17 protein-coding genes are annotated in these 23,867 nt (G+C 71.6%); 12 read left to right on the top strand and 5 right to left on the bottom strand.

Translation table 11 applies throughout. The features are described from left to right. The first annotated feature begins 55 nt into the window (after nt 1-55). Nucleotides 56-856, top strand: coding sequence for an MBL fold metallo-hydrolase (locus LXT12_RS08910; RefSeq protein ID WP_233391246.1), 801 nt, complete (start codon nt 56-58; stop codon nt 854-856). A 106-nt stretch (nt 857-962) separates the two neighbouring features. Here the strand turns inward: LXT12_RS08910 and uvrA are convergent, their stop codons facing one another. Continuing rightward, nucleotides 963-6,590 (bottom strand): excinuclease ABC subunit UvrA, encoded by a 5,628-nt coding sequence (gene uvrA / locus LXT12_RS08915; RefSeq protein WP_233391248.1) that lies wholly within the window; start codon nt 6,588-6,590, stop codon nt 963-965. A gap of 224 nt (nt 6,591-6,814) precedes the next feature. On the opposite strand from uvrA, the gene LXT12_RS08920 reads away from it, so the two are divergent. Then, entirely contained in the window at nt 6,815-7,324 is a 510-nt protein-coding gene (locus LXT12_RS08920; RefSeq protein WP_233391250.1) for a response regulator, read from the top strand. A gap of 17 nt (nt 7,325-7,341) precedes the next feature. Here the strand turns inward: LXT12_RS08920 and LXT12_RS08925 are convergent, their stop codons facing one another. Beyond that, nucleotides 7,342-8,061, bottom strand: a complete 720-nt coding sequence (locus LXT12_RS08925; RefSeq protein ID WP_233391251.1) for a response regulator — start codon at nt 8,059-8,061, stop codon at nt 7,342-7,344. A gap of 132 nt (nt 8,062-8,193) precedes the next feature. Between LXT12_RS08925 and LXT12_RS08930 the strand changes: the two genes are divergently transcribed. The 4 genes from LXT12_RS08930 to LXT12_RS08945 are packed head-to-tail and all read left to right on the top strand — an operon-like array spanning nt 8,194 to nt 12,451. Continuing rightward, a complete protein-coding gene (locus LXT12_RS08930) occupies nt 8,194-8,391 on the top strand; it encodes a hypothetical protein (RefSeq protein WP_233391252.1) in 198 nt (65 codons plus the stop codon). 55 nt (nt 8,392-8,446) lie between these two features. Further along, entirely contained in the window at nt 8,447-8,878 is a 432-nt protein-coding gene (locus LXT12_RS08935) for a globin family protein (RefSeq protein WP_233391253.1), read from the top strand. A gap of 53 nt (nt 8,879-8,931) precedes the next feature. Beyond that, nucleotides 8,932-10,923, top strand: a complete 1,992-nt coding sequence (locus tag LXT12_RS08940; RefSeq protein WP_233391255.1) for a hybrid sensor histidine kinase/response regulator — start codon at nt 8,932-8,934, stop codon at nt 10,921-10,923. A 19-nt stretch (nt 10,924-10,942) separates the two neighbouring features. Then, nucleotides 10,943-12,451 (top strand): malonate--CoA ligase, encoded by a 1,509-nt coding sequence (locus tag LXT12_RS08945; protein ID WP_233391258.1) that lies wholly within the window; start codon nt 10,943-10,945, stop codon nt 12,449-12,451. Nucleotides 12,452-12,795: 344 nt separating this feature from the next. Here the strand turns inward: LXT12_RS08945 and LXT12_RS08950 are convergent, their stop codons facing one another. Then, nucleotides 12,796-13,290 (bottom strand): 3'-5' exonuclease, encoded by a 495-nt coding sequence (locus tag LXT12_RS08950; RefSeq protein ID WP_233391260.1) that lies wholly within the window; start codon nt 13,288-13,290, stop codon nt 12,796-12,798. Between the two features lie 31 nt (nt 13,291-13,321). Continuing rightward, nucleotides 13,322-13,897: a hypothetical protein gene (locus LXT12_RS08955; protein ID WP_233391262.1), complete on the bottom strand. Its 576-nt coding sequence runs from the start codon at nt 13,895-13,897 to the stop codon at nt 13,322-13,324. Nucleotides 13,898-14,136: 239 nt separating this feature from the next. Here LXT12_RS08955 and LXT12_RS08960 point away from each other — a divergent pair, with 239 nt between their 5' ends. The 3 genes from LXT12_RS08960 to cfa all read left to right on the top strand — a co-directional run bounded on the left by LXT12_RS08960 (nt 14,137) and on the right by cfa (nt 17,296). Beyond that, on the top strand, nt 14,137-15,051 hold the full coding sequence (locus LXT12_RS08960) for a dihydrodipicolinate synthase family protein (protein WP_233391264.1): 915 nt from the start codon (nt 14,137-14,139) through the stop codon (nt 15,049-15,051). Next, entirely contained in the window at nt 15,051-15,995 is a 945-nt protein-coding gene (locus LXT12_RS08965) for a 4-hydroxyproline epimerase (protein WP_233391794.1), read from the top strand. The genes LXT12_RS08960 and LXT12_RS08965 overlap by 1 nt, the downstream gene beginning before the upstream one ends. A 107-nt stretch (nt 15,996-16,102) precedes the next feature. Beyond that, nucleotides 16,103-17,296, top strand: coding sequence for a cyclopropane fatty acyl phospholipid synthase (cfa, locus tag LXT12_RS08970; RefSeq protein ID WP_233391267.1), 1,194 nt, complete (start codon nt 16,103-16,105; stop codon nt 17,294-17,296). Between the two features lie 16 nt (nt 17,297-17,312). Here the strand turns inward: cfa and LXT12_RS08975 are convergent, their stop codons facing one another. Further along, complete coding sequence (locus tag LXT12_RS08975; RefSeq protein ID WP_233391269.1) at nt 17,313-20,504, bottom strand: acetyl-CoA carboxylase family protein; 3,192 nt, start codon at nt 20,502-20,504, stop codon at nt 17,313-17,315. A 112-nt stretch (nt 20,505-20,616) separates the two neighbouring features. Here LXT12_RS08975 and LXT12_RS08980 point away from each other — a divergent pair, with 112 nt between their 5' ends. The 3 genes from LXT12_RS08980 to LXT12_RS08990 all read left to right on the top strand — a co-directional run bounded on the left by LXT12_RS08980 (nt 20,617) and on the right by LXT12_RS08990 (nt 23,859). Beyond that, complete coding sequence (locus LXT12_RS08980) at nt 20,617-22,086, top strand: peptide MFS transporter (RefSeq protein WP_233391270.1); 1,470 nt, start codon at nt 20,617-20,619, stop codon at nt 22,084-22,086. Between the two features lie 91 nt (nt 22,087-22,177). Then, nucleotides 22,178-22,531, top strand: a complete 354-nt coding sequence (locus LXT12_RS08985; RefSeq protein ID WP_233391272.1) for an H-NS histone family protein — start codon at nt 22,178-22,180, stop codon at nt 22,529-22,531. Nucleotides 22,532-22,794: 263 nt separating this feature from the next. Further along, the gene (locus LXT12_RS08990; RefSeq protein WP_233391274.1) at nt 22,795-23,859 is read left to right on the top strand and encodes a substrate-binding domain-containing protein; all 1,065 of its coding nucleotides are present in this window, start codon (nt 22,795-22,797) and stop codon (nt 23,857-23,859) included. Nucleotides 23,860-23,867 lie beyond the last annotated feature (8 nt).

Below are 23,867 nucleotides of genomic sequence, written 5' to 3' on the forward strand. Positions count from 1 at the left end.
TGGGCGACAAGGCCGGCCGGCCTAGGCTGGTGGCCTCGCAGCCGGAGGACCCGCCATGCCCCACTTCATCTGCCGCACCTGCGGCACCGAACACGACGATCGCGCGCAGCCGCCATCGCTCTGCGCCATCTGCAGCGACGAGCGGCAGTACGTGGGATGGCAGGGCCAGGCCTGGACCACGCATGACGAACTCGCCACCGCCCACCGCAACCGGCTGGAGATGGACCAGGGGCTGTTCGGCATCGGCATCGCCCCGGGCTTTGCCATCCCGCAGCGGGCCCTGCACCTGCCCGAGGCGGGGGTGCTGTGGGAGAGCGTGGCCCTCGTCACCGAAGAGGCCGTGGCCGAGCTCGCCAGGCGTGGCGGCGTGCAGCGCATCTGCCTGTCGCATCCGCACTTCTATTCGGCCATGGTGCGCTGGAGCGAGGCGCTGGGCGGCGTGCCCATCTTCGTGCACGAGAACGACCGGCAGTGGGTGAGCCGTTCGTCGCGCTGGCTGGAGTTCTGGCGCGGCGACACCCTGGACCTGGGGCGCGGCGCGACGCTGCTGCGCTGCCCCGGCCACTTTCCCGGCAGCACGGTGCTGCATTGGTCGGGCGGCGGGCGCTCGCTGTTGCTGGCCGGCGACGCCCTTCACGTCGCCCAGGACCGCCGGCACGTGAGCTTCATGTACAGCGTGCCCAACCACGTGCCGGCGCGGCCGGCGCTCGTGCGCGAGACCCAGGCGCGGCTGCGCGGGCTCGCCTTCGACGACGTCTACGGCTTCACCTGGGGGCTGAACATCATCGGCGGCGGACGCGAGGCGGTGGACGCGTCGTTCGATCGTTACTTCGAGATGGTGGGGTTTGGGGGGTGATTCGAGGTGCGCGGGTTCGAGTGCTTTTGCTTGAGAGCCCGATGACTCGGTGCACCCCGAAAGGCCCGACGCAAAAGCGCCCCGACCCAAACCCAGCCAACCGCACTCAACGCGCCAGCACCGGCCCCAACGCCACCCCCGTGTGGCTGCCCGACGCCACCACCTCCTCCGGCGTCCCCGCCACCACCACCCCCCCTCCGGCGTCTCCGCCTTCCGGTCCCAGGTCCAGCACCCAGTCGGCCTCGGCGATCACGTCCAGGTCGTGCTCGATGACGACCACCGAATGCCCGCCCGCCACCAGCCGGTGCAGCACGCGGATGAGCTTCTCGACGTCCGCCATGTGCAGGCCCACCGTCGGCTCGTCCAGCACGTAGAGCGTGTGCGGCGCCTTCTGCCCGCGGCGGGTCACGTCGTCGCGCACCTTGACCAGCTCCGACACCAGCTTGATGCGCTGCGCCTCGCCGCCCGACAGCGTCGGTGACGGCTGGCCCAGGGTCAGGTAGCCCAGGCCCACGTCCTTGAGCAACTGCAGCGGATGCGCGATGCCGGGCATGGAGGCGAAGAACTCGACCGCCTCGTCCACCTCCATCTGCAGCACGTCGCCGATGCTCTTGCCGCGCCAGGTCACGCCCAGCGTCTCGGGGTTGAAGCGCTGGCCGTGGCACTGGTCGCAGGGCACCTTCACGTCGGGCAGGAAGCTCATCTCGATGGTCTTCATGCCCTGGCCCTCGCAGCCCGGGCAACGGCCCTCGCCGGTGTTGAAGCTGAAGCGGCCCGGCCCGTAGCCGCGCGCCTTGGCCTCCAGCGTCTCGGCGAAGAGCCTGCGGATGGCGTCCCAGAAGCCGATGTAGGTGGCCGGGCAGGAACGCGGCGTCTTGCCGATCGGGGTCTGGTCGACTTCCAGCACCCGGTCCACCTGTGGGTGGCCCTCGATGCCGTCGCAGCCTACCCATTTCGACGGCGCCTTGCGCAGCGGCACGGCCACGGCCATGTTGGCCAGCAGCACGTCGCGCGCCAGCGTGGACTTGCCCGAGCCCGACACGCCCGTCACGCCAACCAGGCGCTTGAGCGGCACGTCCACCGTCACGGCCTTGAGGTTGTGCAGAGCCGCATTGAGCACGGTCAGCCTGGGCGTGTCGGCATCGACGGCGCGGCGCGGCTGCAGCGGGTGGATGAGGGGCCGGGCCAGCATGCGGCCGGTCGTCGACTCGGCCACCGCGGCGAGGTCGGCCGCCGTGCCTTCGGCCACCACGCGGCCACCGCGCTTGCCGGCGCCCGGGCCGATGTCGATGATGTGATCGGCACGGCGGATGGTGTCCTCGTCGTGCTCGACGACGACCAGGGTGTTGCCCTTGTCTCCCAGCGTGGACAGGGCCTTGAGCAGGATCTGGTTGTCGCGCGGATGCAGGCCGATGGTGGGCTCGTCCAGCACATAGCACACGCCCTGCAGGTTGCTGCCGAGCTGGGCCGCCAGCCGGATGCGCTGGGCTTCGCCGCCCGACAGCGTCGGTGCGGCGCGGTCCAGCGTGAGGTAGCCCAGGCCCACTTCCTCCAGGAACTCCAGGCGGCCGAGGATCTCGCTGACCACGTCGCGGGCGATGTCAGCGTCGCGGCCCTCGAGGTGCAAGCCTTGCACCCATTCGCGCGCCTGGCCCACGCTCCACGAGGCCACGTCCCCGATGCCCTTGTCCTCGAACTCCACGGAGCGGGCCGTCGGGTTCAGCCGCGTGCCGTGGCAGTCCGGGCAGGGGGCGTCGGTCAGGCCCTCGACCTCGGCCTCCTCGGCGGGGAAACTTTGTTCGCGGCCACGGTTGTCGTCGGCCTGCACGCTGTCGTCCAGCGCACGGCGCTGTTCGCGCGACAGTGCCAGGCCGGTGCCGACGCAGCTGGTGCACCAGCCGTGCTTGGAGTTGTAGGAGAACAGGCGCGGGTCCAGTTCGGGGTAGCTGGTGCCACAGACGGGGCAGGCGCGCTTGGTGGAGAACACCCGCACCTGGCCGATGCCGCGGCCGGTCTCGCCGTCCGCCAGGGCTTCACCGAGCCCGTCCAGGGGGTTGAGCAGGTGCAGCACGCCCTTGCCGGCGTCCAGCGCCTTGGCCAGCAGCTCGCGCAGCTCGGCCTCGCGCTCGGGCTCGACGACGAGGTCGCCCACGGGCAGCTCCAGGGTGTGCTCCTTGAAGCGGTCCAGCCGCGGCCAGGGCGAGGTGGGCAGGAACTCGCCGTCCACGCGCAGGTGGGTGTGGCCGCGGCCCTTGGCCCATTTGGCGAGGTCGGTGTAGACGCCCTTGCGGTTGACCACGAGCGGCGCCAGCAGGCCGACGTGCCGGCCGCGGTAGTCGCGCATCAGCTGGGCTGCGATGGACTCGACGCTCTGCGGCCGGACGGGCGCACCGTCGTTGACGCAGTGCTGCACGCCCAGCTTGACGTACAGCAGGCGCAGGAAGTGCCAGACCTCGGTCGTCGTCGCGACCGTGCTCTTGCGCCCCCCGCGCGACAGGCGCTGCTCGATGGCGACGGTAGGCGGGATGCCCCAGACGGCGTCCACCTCCGGCCGGCCGGCCGGCTGCACGATGCTGCGGGCATAGGCGTTGAGCGATTCGAGGTAGCGGCGCTGACCCTCGTTGAAGAGGATGTCGAAGGCCAGCGTGCTCTTGCCCGAGCCGCTGACGCCCGTCACGACGTTGAACTTGCCGCGCGGGATCTCGACGTTGAGGCCCTTGAGGTTGTGCTCGCGGGCGTTGACGATGCGGATGGCCTCGTCGGTGGCGCGGCGGGCGCGGACGAGCTGCTGCAGCGGCCGGCCTTCTTCCACGGCGACGGCGGGGCGGTCCATGTGCAGGGCGTAGTCGCGCAGGGCCGCGGCGGTGTGCGAGCTGGGGTGCTGGGCCACGGCCTCGGGCGTGCCGACGCAGACGACCTCGCCGCCGCCCTCGCCGCCCTCGGGGCCGAGGTCGACGAGCCAGTCGGCCGCGCGGATGACGTCGAGGTTGTGCTCGATGAGGATGAGGGAGTGGCCCGCCGCCAGCAGCTTGCGCATGGCCCGCATCAGCTTGGCGATGTCGTCGAAGTGCAGGCCGGTGGTGGGCTCGTCGAACAGGAAGAGGGTGCCCTTCTTGGCCACGCCGAAGCGCGGGTTGCTGGCGGCCTCGGCCAGGAAGCCCGCCAGCTTCAGGCGTTGGGCCTCGCCGCCCGACAGCGTCGGCACGGGCTGGCCCAGGCGCACGTACTCCAGGCCCACGTCGACGATGGGCTGCAGCTTGGCCACCACCGCGCGGTGCTCGCTGAAGAGGTGGACGGCCTCGGCGACGGTCAGCTCCAGCACCTCCGAGACGTTGAGGTCGCGGTCCTTGAGCGAGAGCTTCACGTCCAGCATCTCGGCGCGGAAGCGCTTGCCGTCGCAGTCCGGGCAGCGCAGGTAGACGTCGCTGAGGAACTGCATCTCGACATGCTCGAAGCCCGAGCCGCCGCAGGTGGGGCAGCGGCCGTCGCCGGCGTTGAAGCTGAACATGCCGGCGCCGTAGCTGCGCTCCACGGCCAGCGGCGCGTCGGCGAAGAGCTTGCGGATCTCGTCGAAGGCGCCGACGTAGCTGGCCGGGTTGGAGCGGGCCGTCTTGCCGATGGGCGACTGGTCGACGAAGACGGCGTCGGCCAGGTGGTCGGCGCCGAGCAACTGCTCGTGGGCGCCGGGGGTCTCGGTGGCCTTGCCGAACTGGCGGGCCAGGGCCGGGTAGAGCACGTCCTGCATCAGCGTGCTCTTGCCGGAGCCGGACACGCCCGTCACCACCACCAGGCGCTGCAACGGGAACTCCACCGTCACGTCGCGCAGGTTGTGCTCGCGCGCGCCTTCGAGGATGAGCCGGGGCGTGGACTCGTCCACCAGGCGCTTGAGCCCCATGCCGACGTGCTTGCGCCCGCCGAGGTAGGCGCCGGTCAGCGTGTCGGCGGCACGAATGGTGTCGGGCGTGCCGTCGAAGACGATCTGCCCGCCGCGCTCGCCCGGCCCGGGGCCCATGTCGATGAGGCGGTCCGCCGCCAGCATCACCGCCGGATCGTGCTCGACCACGACCAGGGTGTTGCCCGCGTCGCGCAGCCGCTGCATGGCCTGCACGATGCGGCCCATGTCGCGCGGATGCAGGCCGATGCTGGGCTCGTCCAGCACGAACAGCGTGTTGACGAGCGAGGTGCCCAGGGCTGTCGTCAGGTTGATGCGCTGCACCTCGCCGCCCGACAAGGTGCGGCTCTGGCGGTCCAGCGTCAGGTAGCCCAGGCCCACGTCGCAGAGGTAGCGGCTGCGGTGGCGGATCTCGTCGAGCAGCAGCTTGAGCGCCTCGTCGAGCATGGTGCTGGGCAGCTGCAGGCCGTCCATGAAGTCGCGCAACCGGCCGATGGGCAATTGCATCAGGTCGTGCAGGGACAGGCCCGGCAGGGCCTCCAGCTGCTCACGCGTCCAGTCCACGCCGACGGGCATGAAGCGCTGGCCGGGCGGCAGGGCGGCATCGGCCAGGGCCTTGCTGCCCACACGCCAGAGCAGGGCCTCCAGCTTGAGGCGGGCACCGCGGCAGGCCGGGCACTCCGTGTAGCTGCGGTACTTGGACAAGAGCACGCGGATGTGCATCTTGTAGGCCTTGCTCTCCAGGTAGTCGAAGAAGCGCTTGACCCCGTACCACTGCTTGTTCCAGTTGCCGTTCCAGTTCGGCGTGCCGTTGATGACCCATTCGCGGTGGCCGGGCGAGAGGTCCTTCCAGGGCGTGTCGCGCGGGATGCCGGCCTCGCCGGCGTACTTCAGCAGGTCGTCCTGGCAGTCCTTCCAGGCGGGGGTCTGCATGGGCTTGATGGCGCCGTTGCGCAGGGTCTTGCGCTCGTCGGGGATGACCAGGCCCAGGTCCACGCCGATGACGCGGCCGAAACCCCGGCAGGCCTCGCAGGCGCCGAAGGCGGAGTTGAAGGAGAACAGCGCCGGCTGGGGATCGGCGTAGCGGATGTCGCTTTCGGGACAGTGCAGGCCGGTGGAAAAGCGCCACAACGTGGCGGCGTCATCCCCGACGTAGACATTCAGCCGCCCGGCCCCGCGCTTGAGGGACAGCTCGATGGCCTCCATGGCGCGCTGCCGGTCCGCGCCGAGGATGCGGAAGCGGTCGGCCACCACGTCCAGCAACTTCCTACCTTCGGACTCGCGCTCGGCCTGCACCCGGGTGAAGCCGCTGGCCGACAGCCATTGCTCGACCTGCTCGGCCGTGGTGTTGGCCGGCAGCTCGACCGGGAAGGTCAGCACCATCCGGGGGTCGCCTGCCGCCTCAGCACGGGCCAGCAGCTCGGCATGGATGCTCTGCGCGGTGTCGTGCCGCACCGGCAGGGCCGTCTTGCGGTCGAACAACTCGGCTGCCCGGGCGTAGAGCAGCTTAAGGTGGTCGTTGAGCTCCGTCATGGTGCCGACCGTGGAGCGGCTGGTGCGCACCGGGTTGGTCTGGTCGATGGCGATGGCGGGGGGCACCCCGTCGACCTTGTCCACCGCCGGGCGGTCCATGCGGTCCAGGAACTGGCGGGCGTAGGCCGAGAAGGTCTCCACGTAACGCCGCTGGCCCTCGGCGTAGAGGGTGTCGAAGACCAGGCTGGACTTGCCCGAGCCGCTCGGGCCGGTCACGACGGTCAGCTCGGCCGTGCGCAGGTCCAGGTCGAGATTCTTGAGGTTGTGCTGCCGGGCGCCCCGGATTCGGATCAGACCTTCGGACGACATGGATGGGGTCGAAAAAGAAGAAGGCGAGCAGTGTAGGGACGCGGGTTGACGGAAACTGTCAGCACTCGCAGCCGGCCCCTGGCGATGGGCGGTCATTTCGCCTCCGCCAAACGGCTGGGCTCACCACAATCTTGGGGCTTGCGGTTGCGCGGAGGCATCCGCTGCGGCAACATGGCCTGCATGCCCCGCACGGGCCATAACAACAAGGATTCGAGGACATGGGGATGGACAACGCTAGGCTGGCAAGAGAAGTGCCGACGCATCCGATCTGGTTGAGCGCCGCCGAGGGCGGCACGGACGCCGAGGCACCGCAGCCGGGCGAAGAGCAGGCCGCGCCGGCCGCTCGCCAGCCGCAGGTGCTGCTGGTCGAAGACAACCACATCAACCAGGTCGTCGCCCTGGAGTTCCTGGCCTTGATGGGCGTGGAGGCCCGGCTGGCCAGGAACGGCCTGGAAGCCCTGGTCGCCTGTGCCGAAGCGGCCCCCGACCTCGTGCTGATGGACATCCAGATGCCCGGCATGGATGGCCTCGAATGCGCCCGGCGGCTGCGCGCCCAGCAGCGCGACGGCCAACTGCCGCCCTTTCCCATCCTGGCGCTGACGGCCCACGCCCTGGACGCCGACGTCGCCGCCAGCATGGACGCCGGCATGGACGAGCACCTGACCAAGCCGCTGGATTTCGTCGCGCTGCGCACGCGGCTGCAGCGGTGGTTGAACATTCCGAAGCTGAACTAGCGGCCCTCCCGCAGGCCTCAGCTCGTCGGCACGTAGACGTACCCCACGTTCCTCACGGTCTTGATGACTTCGGGCTTGTCGGGGTTGCGCTCGACCTTGCGGCGCAGGCGCATGACGCGCAGGTCGATGCTGCGGTCGAAGACGTCCCAGCCGCGGTTGTGGGCCTGCTCCATGATCTGGTCGCGGTTCAGCGGCCGGTTGGGATGGCGGGCGAACAGGGCCAGCAGGTCGAATTCGGCCGCGGTGATGTCGATCTCGCCGCCGTCCGGGCCGAAGAGCTTGCGCTGGCCCAGGTCCAGCCGGCAGGGGCCGAAGGCGATCTGCTCGGGCGCGAGCGCGGGCGCCGGGGCCGGCGCCGTCACCTGCAGGCGGCGTAGCACGGCGCGCACCCGCGCCAGCAGTTCGCGCAGCTCGAAGGGCTTGGGCACGTAGTCGTCCGCGCCCACCTCCAGGCCGACGACGCGGTCGATGGCTTCGCCGGCCGTGGTCAGCATCAGCAGCCCCAGGCGCGGATGCGCCTCGCGCAGGGCGCGGGCCAGGGACAGGCCGTTCTCGCCGGGCATGTTGATGTCCAGCACGGCGACGTCGGGCACCCGCTCGGCCACGCGGGCGCGGGCCGTGGCGGCGTCCTGGGCCTGCACGACCGAAAACCCGTTGCGGCCGAAGTACTCGGCCAGCAGCGCGCGCAGTTCGGGCTCATCGTCGACGAGCAGCAGGGAGGGCGGGGTGTCGGGCATGGCGGCGAATGATAGGCAGGCGCCACGGCGCCGGGTGGAGGCTGAAACAAACGCAACACACAGGCCGGCCCCCTGAAGCCGGCCTGAAACGCGGCGCGCCGACAGTGCAGGCATCGACACCGGAGCACCGCCATGCACTACCGCAGCGACAACCCCCTGACCGACTGGCCCGAGACCATGGCCGTCATCTACCGCAGCGAGGCCTTCGCCGAGGACCTCGAGGAAGCGCCCGCCGAGCCCGGGCCCGGCTGGCACCCGCTGGAGCGCCTGGTCGCATCCCTGCCGCTGCTGTGCGTGCTGGCTCCCGTGGCCGACGCCTACCTTCGCTAACGACGCCGCCGGCCGCATCGGCCGCCGGTCCCGCCCTTTTGGGAGAGCCATCCGCATGACCCCGCAACAAATCCAGCTGATCCGCAGCAGCTTCGAGCCCCTCAAGCCCCTGGCCGCCACCGTCGCCGAGGCTTTCTACGCCCAGCTCTTCAACCGCGACCCGGCGCTGCGTGCCCTCTTCCGCGGCGACGACATGGCCGCCCAGGGCGAGCGCCTGATGCAGATGCTGGCCGCCGCCATCGAGCTGCTGGACCGGCCCGCCTCGCTCGAGCTCGTGCTGCTCAAACTCGGCCAGCGCCATGCCGGCTACGGCGTCGCCGAGGCCCACTACGCCAGCGTCGGCGCCGCCTTGCTGGACACCCTGGCGGCCGGCCTGGGCCATGGCTTCACGCCCGAGGTCCGCGAGGCCTGGACGGCCATGTACGGCCACGTCGCCCGCACCATGCAGCGGGGTTCCGCCAGCCAGCCCGAGCCGATGGCGGCCTGAGCCTCCTTATCATCGGCCGCCCCCGCCGAGGGGCTTGCCGGGGAGCGTGCCGCATGACCGAGACCTTCCACTTCCACCCTGCGCCGGATGCCGGCGTGGGCGACCTGGGCAGCGTGCTGCAGGCGACGCTGCCGCTGCTGTCGCAACTGCTGGAGGCGGTGCCGGCGCGCGTCGTCGTCATCGACGTGGAGGAACGCTTCGCCTGGGGCAACCACGAGTTCTTCAAGTTCACCGGCCTGCACCCCAAGCAGGTGCTGGGCCAGCCCATCGGCCGCATCATCGGCGACGCCGCCTATGCGGGCTATGACGCCGTTCGCGAGCGCCTGGGCAGCGGCCAGACCGTGGCCTGGGAGGGCTGGACGGAACTGGCCGGCGCGGGCCGGCGCTACATGCGCGAGCACCTGGTGCCGGTGGACGTGCGCGACGGCGTGCCCCAGTCCACCGTCGTCATGAGCCTGGACCTCACCGAGCTCAAGCGCCGCGATGCCGAGCTGTCGGCCAAGGTGGCCGAACTGGAGGCGAGCGAGGCGCTCAAATCTTCCATCTTCGACCACGCCATGGCCGCCCTGGTCTCGACCGACGAGACCGGCCACATCGTCGAGTTCAACCCGGCGGCGGTGGCCATGTTCGGCATCCCCAGGGCCGCGGCCCTGGGCCGCTCGGTCGCCGAGGTCATGATCCCGCCGCGCCTGCGCGCCGCCCACGAGGCCGGCATGGCCCGGGTCTCGGCCGGCGGCGAGCGCCGCGTCATGGGCCAGCGCATGGAGATGCCGGCGCTGCGGGCCGATGGCAGCGAGTTCCCCATCGAGATGGTGCTGTGGCGCACCGACGTGGCCGGCCAGATCTTCTACACGGCCTCCATCTTCGACCTGTCGGAGCGCCAGTCCGCTCGCAGCGAGATCGAGCGGCAGCGCGAGGCCCTGCGCCAGAGCGAGAAGCTCACCGCCATGGGCAGCCTGCTCGCGGGGGTCGCCCACGAACTGAACAACCCGCTGTCCATCGTCATGGGCCGCGCCTCGCTGCTGGCCGAGAAACTGGGCGAACACCCCCTGGCCGGCGACGCCCAGCGCATCCACGACGCCGCCGAACGCTGCGGCCGCATCGTCCGCACCTTCCTGAACATGGCGCGCAGCCGGCCGGCCAACCGCAGCGCGGTGTCCATCAACGACCTCGCCACCGCGGCCATCGACATGCTGGCCTACGTGCTGCGCAGCCACGGCATCCAGGTCACGCTGGAGCTGCTGCCGGGCCTGCCCGCCGTCAACGCCGATGCCGACCAGATCGGCCAGATCGTGCTCAACCTCATCGTCAACGCCCAGCAGGCCCTGGGCGCGCGCGACCACGGCCGCCGCCTCGTCGTGGCCACCGGCCTGGCCCCCATGACGGACGGCGATCGCCGGCGCGTGCCGCGCGTGTGGCTGCACGTGCGCGACAACGGCCCGGGCATCGCGCCGGAGCTGCGCCGCCGCATCTTCGAGCCCTTCTTCACGACCAAGGGCGAAGGCGTGGGCACGGGCCTCGGGCTGGCGGTATCGCGCTCCATCGCCCGCGACCACGGCGGCGAGCTGACGCTGCTGGACGACGGCGAAGGCGCCTGCTTTGCGCTGCAACTGCCCGTCAGCGGCCAGCCCGAGGGCGGCGAGACCGAGCCCCTGCCGCTGGCCGAGGCCGGCGAGGCCGACGCCCGCGTCCTCGTCGTCGACGACGAAGCTGAGATCGCCGACCTGATCGGCGAGATGCTGGCCGGCGCCGGCTACGAGGTCATGACGGCGGAGTCGGGCGCCGTGGCCCTGGCCATGCTGGAGGAGGCCCGCTTCGACGCCATCGTCAGCGACCTGCACATGCCCGACGTGGACGGCGCCGCGCTGTGGCGCGAGGTCAGGCGGCGCCAGCCGGCGCTGGCCCGGCGCATGCTCTTCGTCACCGGCGACACCCTTTCGCCCACGGCCCGGCAGTTCCTCGACGAGGCCCGCTGCGGCAGCCTGAACAAGCCTTTCCCCAAGGCCGAGCTGCTGGCCCGCGTGAATGAGCTGCTCGACCGCTGACTGCCAGAATCCGGGGGCCATGAACCTCTACACCGCCCTTCGCGCGGGCTTCCCCGCCGACCTGGACCGCACCGCCATCGATGCCGACGGCGCCCTCTACAGCTGGCGCGACCTCGAACGCGGCAGCGCCATGCTGGCCAACTGGCTCGACCGGCTGGACCTGCCGGCCGGCAGCCGCGTCGCCGTCCACGTCGACAAGAGCGTCGAGAACCTCATCCTCTACCTGGCCGTGCTCCGCGCCGGCTTCGTCTACCTGCCGCTGAACCCGGCCTACCACGCGGCCGAACTGGAGCATTTCATCGGCGATGCGGCGCCGGCCGTCGTCGTCTGCGCCAGCCGCAACTTCGGCTGGGTCAGCAAGCTGGCCTTCCAGCGCGGCGTGCGCTGGGTCTTCACCCTCGACGACGACCGCAGCGGCACCCTGCTGCAGCGTGCCGCGCAGATGGGCGACCAGCACCAGCCCGCGCCCCGCGCGGCCGGCGACCTCGCCGCCATCCTCTACACCAGCGGCACCACGGGGCGAAGCAAGGGCGCCATGCTCAGCCACGGCAACCTGCTCGCCAACGCGCAGACGCTGAAGACCTTCTGGGACTGGCGGCCTGACGACGTGCTGCTGCACGCCCTGCCCATCTTCCACGTGCACGGCCTCTTCGTCGCCTCGCACGGCGCGCTGCTCAACGGCAGCCCCATGCTGTGGTTCAACCGCTTCGACGCCGCCTCCGTGGCGCGCCGCCTGCCGGAGGCCACCGTCTTCATGGGCGTGCCCACCCTCTACGTGCGGCTGCTGCAGGAGCCGATGCTGGACTGTCGCCGCATGCGGCTGTTCATCAGCGGCTCCGCGCCCCTGCTCATCGAGACCTGGCGCGAATGGCAGGCCCGCACCGGCCACCTCATCCTGGAGCGTTATGGCATGAGCGAGACGCTGATGCTGACCTCCAACCCCTGCCGCCCCGAGGACGGCGAGCGCATCGGCGGCACCGTGGGCCCGGCCCTGCCCGGCGTCGGGCTGCGCATCGTCGGCGACGACGGCTCGCCCTGCGGCGCGGGCGAGATCGGCCACGTACAGGTGCGCGGGCCGAGCGTCTTCGGCGGCTACTGGCAGATGCCCGAGAAGACGGCCGAGGAGTTCACCGCCGACGGCTGGTTCCGCACCGGCGACGTCGGCCGCCTCGACGAGCGCGGCTACCTGACGCTGATCGGCCGCAGCAAGGACCTCATCATCAGCGGCGGCTTCAACGTCTACCCGGCCGAGGTCGAGGGCTTCCTGAACGAGCTGCCCGGCGTCGGCGAATCGGCCGTGATCGGCGTGCCCCACCCGGACCTCGGCGAGGCCGTGGTCGCCGTCGTCACGCCGCGCGGCCAGCCCGAGCCCGAGGCCCTCATCGCCGCGCTCAAGGCCCGCATCGCCGGCTTCAAGGTGCCCAAGCGCATCCTCGTCGCGCCCGAGCTGCCGCGCAATGCCATGGGCAAGGTGCAGAAGAAGCTGCTGCGCGAGCAGCACGCCGGGTTGTTCGCGCCGGCGGGCTGAGCCATCTCAGGCTTTGCCTCTGTGCCTGTGAAACGGATGTATTGCGGGCCGAGCGCTGGGCTGCCAAGGGCCAGAGGCCCTTGGCCTGTCGTAGGCACAAGCAGTCCGCAGGGACTGCTTGTGTCCGACTCCAGTTCCCGAGCCGGCCCGCGCTGGCGATGTGCTTGCGGCTCGATGCCGCAAGCATCGCCGTCCCCTCGGGGGCTGAGGCCGGACACGACAAGTCCTGTGGACTTGTCGTGCCTGCCGAAGAGCAGCCGCTCCGTCGGCTGCGCGGTCTGCAAGACCGACTGGGCTTGCCGGCGTTCAGCCGGAGCAAGACCGGGCGAGGGGCTTGTTTCACTTCAAGCGGTGACGCCGCCCTTGACCTCCGCCAGCGCCAGCTGCAGCACGCGCGCATCGCTGCTGGCCCGGTGGCGGCTCAGCTGCAGGCGCCAGCGCACCGCATCGGTCACCGCGCGCCAGCGCTGGCTCTCGGCCTCGCTGAGCAGGCGGCGGAGGTCGTCGAGGCGGAAGCTCGGCAGCAGGCCGGCGGCGTCGTAGAGGCGGGCGAGCCAGGGATAGTCCTGGCCCCAGCCGTCGCAGTAGACCGTCTGGCCGCGCAGGCGCTGGTTGATCTGCTCGGCCATCCAGCGCGGCGGGCGGCCCTTCTCGAGCAGCAGCTCGCGGCTGATGCCGTGCAGGGCCTCGGCCGCCTCGTCCCAGTGCAGCCAGTCGGGCTCGGGCCGCACCAGGCCGCAGAACAGCTCGCCGTCGCCGGTGACCAGCCCCACCTCGATGGGATAGCTGCCGCGGCCGAAGCCGGAGGCTTCGATGTCGAGGATGGCGGGCGCTTGCATGCCCAAAGTGTGGCAGCTGCCGCGCAGTGGACTATGCAGGGTTGTCGATGACCTGCTCCTGCTCGAAGAGCTGCAGGGCCGCCCGGCCGACCTGGCGCGTGTCCCACCAGGCATAGGCGCCCACGCCGGCTGCGCCGACCAGCGGCACCCAGCGCGACAGGGCCCGCCCGGCCGCCTGCTTGCCCAGGTGCACGCCCACCGAGGCCGCCAGCCTCTGCATCAGCACCTGGGTGGCCGGCCGCACGATGACGCGTTCGCCGACGCGCACGCCCAGGTCCCGCAGCGCCTGGGCCGCCGTGTGGCGGAACAGGCACCACAACATCTGCGCGGGCCCGAGCTGGGCGCTGCGGCCGTACAGGCCGGCGATGTCGGCCACGAGCTGGCGCTGGATCTGCCAGACGGCGAGCATCTCCGGCGCGATGGTGGCCCAGCCGAGCGGCCCCGGCGGCAGGGCCAGGGCGCCGGCGGCCAGGGCGGCCTTGCCGGCCGCTGCTTCGATGGCGCGGTCGGCCTCCACGCGCGGCGTGCTGCTGACGCCCAGTTCAGGCGCAGGAGGCTCCGTCACCAGGGCCAGCACCCGCGTGCCGAGACTGTCTTTCTCACCCATTTCAGTCGCTCCGATGCGATGCCGCCCTGCGTATTTGTGCGCGGACCGCCTTTGCGCAGGTCGGCTCCGTGTGGTCTGGAAGTTTCCAGGAATGAAACCGGAGTTTGCGCCCGGGCCGCCATCCGGCCAAGCCGACCGGACCGGCCTCGCCCAGGCGGTGACCACCTTCAAGCACGGCACGGCGGGGGCCGGCGCGTTCTGAGCGAACATCGGGGCCCCTGAGCGCAGGAGCCCCGACGATGCAGACCCTTTCCTGGCGCGGCGTCTTTCCCGCCGTCACCACCAAATTCCATGCCGACGAGAGCCTGGACTTCGCCGGCACGGCCCGGCACATCGACTTCCAGATCCGCAACGGCATCCACGGCGTCGTCTGCTGCGGCTCCCTGGGCGAAGCCAGCACGCTGACACTGGACGAGAAGCTGGCCGTGGCCCGCTGCGCCCTGGACGCTGCCGGCGGCCGCGTGCCGGTGCTGGCCACCGTCTCCGAGACCAGCACGCGCGAGGCTCTGCGCTTCATCGAAGGCGCCAACGCCCTGGGCGTGGCCGGCTACATGGTCATGCCCTCGGTCATCTACGTCGCCGATGCCCGCGAGGCCATGGCCAACGTGCGCGCCTATGCCCAGGCGGCGCAGCGCCCGCTGATGGTCTACAACAACCCCGTCGCCTACCGTGTCGACCTGCGGCCCGAGCACTTCGCCGAACTCGCTGACTGCGAGCACATCGCCGCCATCAAGGAGAGCAGCGGCGACGTGACCCGCATCACCGACCTGCGCAACCTGCTGGGCGACCGCTACCGCCTCTTCATGGGCGTGGACGACCTCGCCTTCGAGGGCCTGGCCCTGGGCTGCGACGGCCTGCTGGCCGGCGTGGGCTGCGCCTTCCCGCGCGAGACCGTCGCCCTCTTCGAGCTGATGCAGGCCGGCCGCTGGGACGAGGCCCGCGCCATCTACCGCTGGATGACGCCGCTGCTGCACCTGGACGTCTCCACCAAACTGGTGCAGAACCTCAAGCTCATCGACGCCCTCGTGGGCGTGGGCACCGAACACATGCGCCGCCCCCGCCTGCCGCTCGTGGGCGCCGAGCGCGAGCGTGTCGAGGCCCTGGTCGCCAAGGCCCTCGCCACCCGGCCGGAACACTGCCGCTCGCAGCCGTGATGCAGCGCATCCGCATCGTCGACTCCCACACCGGCGGCGAGCCGACGCGCCTCGTCGTCGACGGCTTTCCCGACCTGGGCACGGGCTCCATGGCCGAGCGCCGCGACAAGCTCGCCCGCGAGCATGACCGCTACCGCCGCGCCACGCTGCTGGAGCCGCGGGGCAGCGAAGTCCTCGTCGGCGCCCTGCTGTGCGAACCGCAGGACCCTGCGCACACGGCCGGCGTCATCTTCTTCAACAACGCCGGCTACCTCGGCATGTGCGGCCACGGCACCATCGGCCTGGTGGCGACGCTGGCCCACCTGGGCCGCATCGGCCCCGGCGAGCACGTCATCGAGACGCCGGTGGGCGACGTGCGGGCCACGCTGCAGGCCGACGGCCGCGTCAGCGTGCGCAACGTGCCGGCCCGCCGGCTGGCGGCCGACGTGGCCGTGGCGCTGCCGGGCGGCCAGGTCGTCACGGGCGACATCGCCTGGGGCGGCAACTGGTTCTTCCTCTGCGCTGACCATGGGCAGGCCATTGGGCCTGACCGCGTGTCAGCACTGACCGACTACGCCGCAGTCCTGGCCGAAGCCCTGCAGGCCCAGGGCCACTTCGGCGACGGTGGCGCGCCCATCGACCACATCGAACTCTTCGCCGACGCCGAGCCGGCGCTGGCCGACAGCCGCAGCTTCGTGCTCTGTCCCGGCCGGCAGTACGACCGTTCGCCCTGCGGCACCGGCACGAGCGCCAAGCTGGCCTGCCTGGCGGCACGCGGCCAGCTCGCGCCGGGCGAAGTCTGGCGCCAGGCCAGCGTCATCGGCAGCGTCTTCGAGGCCTGGTACGACCGGCCATCGGCCGGCGAGGCAAGCATCGTGCCCACCATCCGCGGCCAGGCCTTCATCAGCGCCGAGGCGACCCTGCTCATCGACCCAGGCGACCCTTTCGGCTGGGGCCTGCCCTGAACTGACCCGCCCCATTCATCGCCACGATCGAGGGGATTGAAATTTGGGGCTGCATCGCGGGCGCGGTGGCGGCAAACTGGCGGTGTCGTTGCAAGGAGCCGCCGAGCATGCATTCCGAGCAAGCCACGCTGTCCCGCCCTCAAGGGCCCCAGCCGCAACCGGCGGTCGATCCGCCCGCGGTGCTGCGCGAACTCCTGGCGCGGGCCGACGTGCAGATCGGCGGCAGCCGCCCGTGGGACATGCGGGTGAACGACGGGCGGGCCTTCCGCCGCATCCTGACGCAATGGTCGCTCGGCGCCGGCGAGTCCTACATGGACGGCGACTGGGACTGCGAGCGGCTGGACATGATGTTCGAGCGCCTGCTGCGCGCCGAGCTCGACCGCACCGCGCCCGGCCTCGCGCGCCTGAAGCTGCTGGCCGAAAGCCTGCGCCAGCGCCTGTTCAACCTGCAGACGGTGGAGCGCGCCCACCAGGTGGGCGAGCGCCACTACGATGCCGGCAACGACGTCTTCGAGGCCATGCTGGACTCGCGCATGATCTATTCCTGCGCCTACTGGGAGCAGGCCCGCGACCTGGAGCAGGCCCAGGAGCACAAGCTCGAGATGATCTGCCGCAAGCTGGAATTGCGCCCGGGCGAGACGCTGCTGGACATCGGCTGCGGCTGGGGCGGCCTGGCACGTTTCGCCGCCGAGCGCCACGGCGTGCGCGTCACCGGCGTCACCATCAGCAAGGAGCAGCTCGCGCTGGCGCAGCAGCGCTGCGCAGGCCTGCCGGTCACGCTGCTGCTGCAGGACTACCGCTCGCTGGAAGGCCGCTTCGACAAGATCGTGTCGGTCGGCATGTTCGAGCACGTGGGGCTCAAGAACTACGGCGTCTACTTCGACACCGCCCGCCGCCTGCTCGCGCCCGAAGGCCTGTTCCTGCTGCACACCATCGGCGTGGACCGCAGCGCCCCCCACACCGACCCCTGGATCGAGCGCTACATCTTCCCCAACGGCAAGCTGCCTTCGCCGCGCGAACTCGCCGGTGCGCTGGAAGGCCGCTTCATCGTCGAGGACTGGCACAACTTCGGCACCGACTACGACCGCACCCTGATGGCCTGGGCCGAGCGCTTCGAGGCCGCCTGGCCGCGGCTGGCGCCGCAGTACGACGAGGGCTTTCGGCGCATGTTCCGCTACTACCTGCTCAGCTGCGCGGGCTTCTTCCGCTCCCGCCAGGGCCAGCTGTGGCAGCTGGTGCTGACGCGGCCCGACCGGCGCGGCGTCTACCGTTCCGTTCGGCCGGGGCCGGCGGCCGCCTGAGCACCGCCGACCGGGCTCACCAGGTGTCGACGAAGCGGTGGCCGTCCGCCGGCCGCACCGTTGCCGACGCCAGGCCGCGCGCCAGCCAGGCCCGCGTCTCGGCGGGGTCGACGACGGCGTCGATCTCCAGCGTCGCCGCCAGGTTGAGGGCCTCGCCGTTGGCGTACTGCTGGGCGACGAGACGCGCGAAGAGGCCCTCGCGCTCCAGCCCGTGGGGCAGGGCCTCGAGCTCCTTGCGAAAGCCCAGCCGCACGGCGCCTTCCAGCCCCATGGCGCCGAATTCGCCGGTCGGCCAGGCGATGCTGAACACCGGCCGGTGCAGGCCGCCGGCCGCCAGCGCCATGGCGCCCAGGCCGTAGGCCTTGCGCAGCACCACGGCGAAGAAGGGCACGCGCAGCGCTGCCGCCGTGATGAACAGGCGGCTCGCATGCCTGACCTGGCCCCGCGCCTCGGTCTCAGGCCCGACCATGAAGCCTGGCGTGTCGACGAGGCTGACCAGGGGCAGGCCGTGGGCATTGCACAGCTGCATGAAGCGGGCCGCCTTGTCGGCCGCGTCGGCGTCGATGGCGCCGCCGAGATGGCCGGGGTTGCTCGCCAGCACGCCGACCGGCCGGCCCTCGAGGCGGGCCAGCGCCGTGTGCACGGCCAGGCCGAAGCCGGTGCGCAACGGCAGCACGCTGCCTTCGTCGAACAAGGCCGTCAGGGCGGCGCGGCTGTCGTAGGCGCGCAGGCGGTTCTCCGGCACCACCTCGCGCAGCCGGCGCGCGTCCGGCGCCGTCCAGTGCCCGACGCGCCCCTGGAAGAACGACAGGTAGTGCCGCGCCGCCGCGACGGCCGCGGCCTCATCGTCGACCAGCACGTCGATGACGCCATTGGCATGCTGCACGGCGGCCGGGCCGATCTGTTCCGGCCGGAACACGCCCAGGCCGCCGCCTTCCACCATGGCCGGCCCGCCCATGCCGATGTTGCTGCCGCGCGTGGCGATGATGACGTCGCTGCAGCCGAGCAGCGCCGCATTGCCGGCGAAGCAGCGCCCGGCGGCGATGCCGATGACGGGCACCCGGCCGGACAGGGCCGCGTGGCTGGCGAAGGTGGACACGTGCAGGCCGGCGACGACGGGCATGTCGGTGTCGCCGGGCCGGCCGCCGCCGCCCTCGGCGAAGAGCACGACGGGCAGCCACTGCTCGGCGGCGATGCCGAGCATGCGATCGGTCTTGGCGTGGTTGCGCACACCCTGGGTGCCCGCCAGCACGGTGGCGTCGTAGGCCATGACGACGGTGCGGGAGCGCTCGGGGCCGAAGTCCGCACCGTTGACCGCGCCGATGCCGCTGACCAGGCCGTCGGCCGGCGTGTTGGCGATCAGGTCCTCGGCCGAGCGCCGCCGCGACTGGGCCGCGACGGCCAGGGCGCCGTACTCGATGAAGCTGCCGTCGTCGCAGAGGTCGGCGATGTTCTCGCGCGCGGTGCGCAAGCCCTGGGCGTGGCGCCGGGCGACGGCCTCGGGCCGCGCGGCGTCGAGGGTGAAGGCCGCGCGGTGCACCAGGCGCTGCAGGTCCGGGCGGACGCGGTCAGGGTCGGTCGACGCTGCGGCTGGGGTGTCTGCCGCCTCGCTGTCCACGGCTTGCAGCGTCAGCAGCAGGCGACCGCTTTCGACGAAAGCGCCGGGCTGGACGTCCAGGGCCACCACCCGGCCTGCATGCGGCGCCGCCAGCGCATGCTCCATCTTCATCGCCTCCAGCACGGCCAGCTCGGCCCCGGCGGCGACGAGGTCGCCCGCCGCGACGCTGAACTGCAGCAGCCGGCCGGCCATGGGCGCGCGCACTTCGCCGGCGGCGCTGCCGGCCACCGGGGCGGCGGGCATCAGCTCGGCCAGATGTTCTTCCAGCCAGCCGGTGTGTAGGGCGGGCTGCGCCAGCTCGGGCCGCGCGGCCAGGGCCCGCAACAGGCCGAGGTTGGTGGCCAGGCCGTCGCAGCGGCATTCGGCCAGGGCGCGGCGCGAGCGTCGCAGGGCCTCGTCGAGATGGGCGCCGCGCACGACCAGCTTGGCCAGCAGGCCGTCGTAGTGCGGCGAGGGCACGGCGCCCTGGCGCGCATGCGTGTCCACGCGGACGCCGGGCCCGGCCGGCAGCTCCAGCCGCTCCAGCCGCGCCTGGCCGTCCAGTTGCTCGGCGTTGAGCCGCCACTGGAGGGCCACGCCCTGGACCGGGGGTGCCGCATGCAGGCCGAGGTCCGCCAGGCTGCGGCCGTCCGCAAGCTGGACCTGCAGCTGGACGAGGTCCAGCCCGGTCACCTCCTCGGTGACCGTGTGCTCCACCTGCAGCCGCGGGTTGACCTCGATGAAGGCCACGTCGCCGCTGGCCACGTCGACGAGGAACTCCACGGTGGCCAGGCCGCGCAGCCGCACGGCCGCTGCCAGGGCGAGCGCGGCCTCGGCGAGGGTGGTGCGCAGTGCGGGCGTCAGGGCCGGGCTCGGCGCCATCTCGACGAGTTTCTGGAAGCGGCGCTGCAGGGTGCAGTCGCGCTCGCCCAGGGCCAGCGCCGTGCGGCCGTCGCCCAGCAGTTGCACCTCCACGTGGCGGGCGCCGCGCATCAGGCGTTCGGCATAGACGCCGTCCACGCCGAAGGCGGCGCGGGCCTCGCTGCGGCAGCGCTCCAGGGCCGCGGGCAGGTCGTCCAGCCGCGTCACCGCCCGCATGCCGCGCCCGCCGCCGCCGGCCACGGCCTTGAGCATGAGGCCGCCGTGGGCGGCGAAGAAGGCGCGGGCCTCGTCCAGCGTCAGCGCGCCGGCGCTGCCGGCCAGCACCGGCAGGCCGCATTGGCGGGCCAGCTCGCGGGCGCGGGCCTTGTCGCCGAAGAGTTCGAGCTGTTCGGGTGTCGCGCCGATGAAGGCGAGGTCGGCCGCCGCGCAGGCGCGGGCGAAGGCGGCACTCTCGCTGAGGAAGCCGTAGCCGGGGTGGACGGCGTCGCAGCCATGGCGCCGGGCGGCGGCGACGAGACCCGCGGCGTCGAGGAAGGCGGCGGGCCCGTCACCGGGCAGCTCGGCCACCTCGTCGGCCGCGTCGGCGTGGGCCGAGCCGCCGTCGTCGGCCGTGCGGGCCGCCACGCCGGCGATGCCGAGGTCGCGCAGGGCGCGCAGCACGCGCAGGGCCACTTCCCCGCGGTTGGCGACGAAGACTTTCTTGAAGGCGGCGGGAGGCGAGGCGTCCATGGAGGAGGGCGGAGCGGTGGGCGGGCGATGCTAGTCGCCAGCCCGACCCGCCCCTGTCCGCGGGATGACACCCAGGCGCCTGCCCGCATGACACCTGGACAATCCGCGCCCCATGAACCGAATCGAACGACTATGGGCACGCATCCCCGAGGGATCGACCGTGCTCTTCCTCATCCAGGTCTTCGCGACGCTGGGCTTCGCGGTGCTGCAGTTCACGCTGGCCCTGTATACGACGCGGCGCCACGGCTTCAGCAACGAGCAGGCGGCGTTGATGACGGGCCTGTTCGGCGCCTTCAACTACGGCCTGCACCTGTTCGGCGGTTATCTCGGCGGGCGCTTCCTGAGCAACCGCAACCTCTTCGTTGGCGGCATGCTGCTGCAGGTGGTGGGCTGTGCCGCCATCGCGGGGGGCAGCCTGGCGGGCCTGTACTGGGGCATGGCCTTCTTCCTCACCGGCAGCGGGCTGAACGTGACCTGCCTGAACATGATGCTGACGCAGCGCTTCGCGCCCGAGGACGACCGCCGCGAAGGCGCCTTCCTCTGGAACTACGCCGGCATGAACATCGGCTTCTTCGTCGGCTTCACCGTCTCGGGCGCCTTCCAGCTCGGCGAGGACTACCGCTCGCTCTTCTGGTTCGCCTCGCTCGGCAACGCCATGGCCATCGTGCTGGCCCTGGTGTTCTGGCGCACCGTCGCAGACCGCGACACGCCGTTGTCGCTGCGGCGTGGCGCCGACTTCTGGGGCCGCTTCGGCATCGGCGTGGCGGTGCTCGGCGGCCTCGTGCCCTTGCTGGCCTGGCTGCTGCAGCATCCCAGCGACACCGCCGTCGGCATGAAGGCCCTGTGCGCGGCCGTCGGCGTGGCGCTGTGCGTGATGACGGCCAGGCATCCGGTGCGGGCCGAGCAGCTGCGCATGCAGGCCTACCTGGTGCTGACGCTGGGTTCGCTGGTGTTCTGGTCTCTCTACCAGATGGCGCCCAGCGGCCTGCAGCTCTACGCCGTGGGCAATGTGCTGATGAACGTCTGGGGCGTGCCGGTGGCGCCGCAATGGGTGCAGAACATCAACACCGTGGTCATCGTCGTCGGCGGGCCGTGGCTGGCCGCGGTGTTCGCGCGCTGGCGCGCGCGCGGCTGGCCGGTGGACATCCCGCTGCAGTTCGCCGCCTCGCTGGTGCTGATGGGCCTGGGCTTCCTGGCCCTGCCGGTGGGCATCCAGTTCGCCGACGCCAGCGGGCGGGCCGACTTCTTCTGGCTCTTCCTGAGCTATGTGCTGCAGAGCGTGGGCGAGCTGTTGATCTCGCCGGTGGGCTACGCCATGATCGGCCGGCTCGCACCCAGGCAGCACCAGGGCGTGATGATGGGCAGCTGGATGCTGGTCACCGGCCTGGCCTCGCTCTTCGCCGGAGACTTTTCCGGCATGGTCGCCCAGCCGGCCGACGGCTCGCCGCTCACGACCAACCCCGCCTATGCCACCCTGTTCACGCAGCTGGCGGTGGGCAGCCTGGTGACCGGCGCGGTGCTGTTCGCGCTGCGGCCCTGGCTGAGGCGGCTGATCGACGGCGCGGCGCGCCGGCCAGAATGAAGTCCGATTGAAGGGAGTCTTGCATTCGGCAGCCCGTGGCTTCAACCACAATCACTCGCCCACCCGGGCCGTCGAATCACCGGAGAACTGAATGTCGAAATCGCTGCCGCAACTGCTCAAGCAGATCGCCGAACTGCAGAAGCAGGCGGAGTCCCTGCAGGCCGAGAAGGCCGGCGTCATCAAGCGCATCCGCGAAGCCATCGCCCACTATTCGCTGGAGCCCGAGGAACTGTTCGGCCCGGCCACGCGGGCTCGGGGCAAGCGCAAGGGCGCCAAGGCAGCCCCCCGCAAGACCACGGCCAGGAAGGCGCGGCCCGCCGGCGTCGCCAAGTACGGCGACGGCACGGGCCGCACCTGGACGGGCGTGGGCAAACGGCCCAACTGGTTCAAGGACGCCCTGGCCGCCGGCAAGACCGAGGCCGACCTGCTGATCCACAAGGGCTGAGTCGCATCCTCGTCGGCGCCCGTCGGCGCCGGCCGAAGAAGAAGGCCCGGTGCATTCGCACCGGGCCTTCTGTCGTCTGCCTCTGGAGCGGTCTTCGGACAACGACTCGGGCTGGCGACGATCCAAGCTTAGGCCGCCGCCCGCCGCCACGCCACCTCCCCGGGGCCGATCGAAGGCGTAGGTGCGCGCCTACGGGACCGTCGTCTCCGTTGTCGGGGGGCTGCGCACTTACCCAAAACTCAGCGCGGCGTTAGGCTGTGCGCATGCCGCTCGCCCGCGCGATCCATAACGCCATCTCTCGGTGGTGCCGCCACGCCGTGCTTGGCCTGCTCGTTGCTTGCATCGCCGGCGGCGCCGTCGCGCAGGCCGGGCCGCGGCGAGTCGTCTTCCTTGCCCAGGATTTCCGCAACGGCGGCATCACCACCGTCTATCGCAGCTTCGAGCAGGCCTGCCAGGAACTCGGCTGGACGCTGAGCGTCGTCAACGGCAAGGGCGACAAGGCGGTCATCCGCCGCCTGTTCGACGAAGCCCTGGCGGCGGGCGTGGACGGCATCGTGCTGGGCGGCTTCGACGAGGCCGACATCGCGGACCGGCTGGCCGCGACGTCACGGCCCCCGCCGGCGCTGGTGGGCTGGCATGCGTCGGCAGCCCACGGGCCGACGCCCTATCTGTTCGCCAACGTCAGCACCGACCCGCATGTCGTCGCCGACATGGCCGTTGCCCTGGTCACGCCGCCGAGCGGCGGCCAGGCCGGCGTCGTCATCTTCAACGACAGCCGCTTCGACATCGCCAACGTCAAGACCCTGCGGATGCGCGACGCGCTGTCGCGCTGCGCCCGTTGCGAGCTGCTGGCCGTCGAAGACCTGCCCATCGCCAGCGCCGCCAAGGATGTGCCGGCCGCGCTGGAGAAGCTGCAGCAGCGTTTCGGCAAGCGCTGGACCCATGTGCTGGCCATCAACGACATCTACATGGATTCCATGCACTTTCCGCTGCAGGCCCTGGGCCGCGGCGACATCGTCGGCATCGCCGCCGGCGACGGCTCGCGCATGGCGCTGAGCCGCATCCGCTCCGGACGCTCGCAGCAGCTGGCCACCATCGCCGAGCCCACAGGCCTGCAGGGCTGGCAGCTGGCCGATGAACTGCGGCGGGCCTTCGCGAAGCAGCCACCCAGCGGCCGCGTCGCCCAGCCCATCGCCGTCACGACGGAGCTGCTGCGCCAGCTCGGCCCGCTCGAGATCGACGACCTGCTGCCGTACCGGGCCGAATACCGCCAGCAGTGGTCGACCAGTCAGCAGGGCCGGGCCAAGGCGGGCGAGACGCCGAAATAGAGGCTACA

The organism is Pelomonas caseinilytica, assembly GCF_021353235.1.
Lineage (GTDB): Bacteria > Pseudomonadota > Gammaproteobacteria > Burkholderiales > Burkholderiaceae_C > Pelomonas > Pelomonas caseinilytica.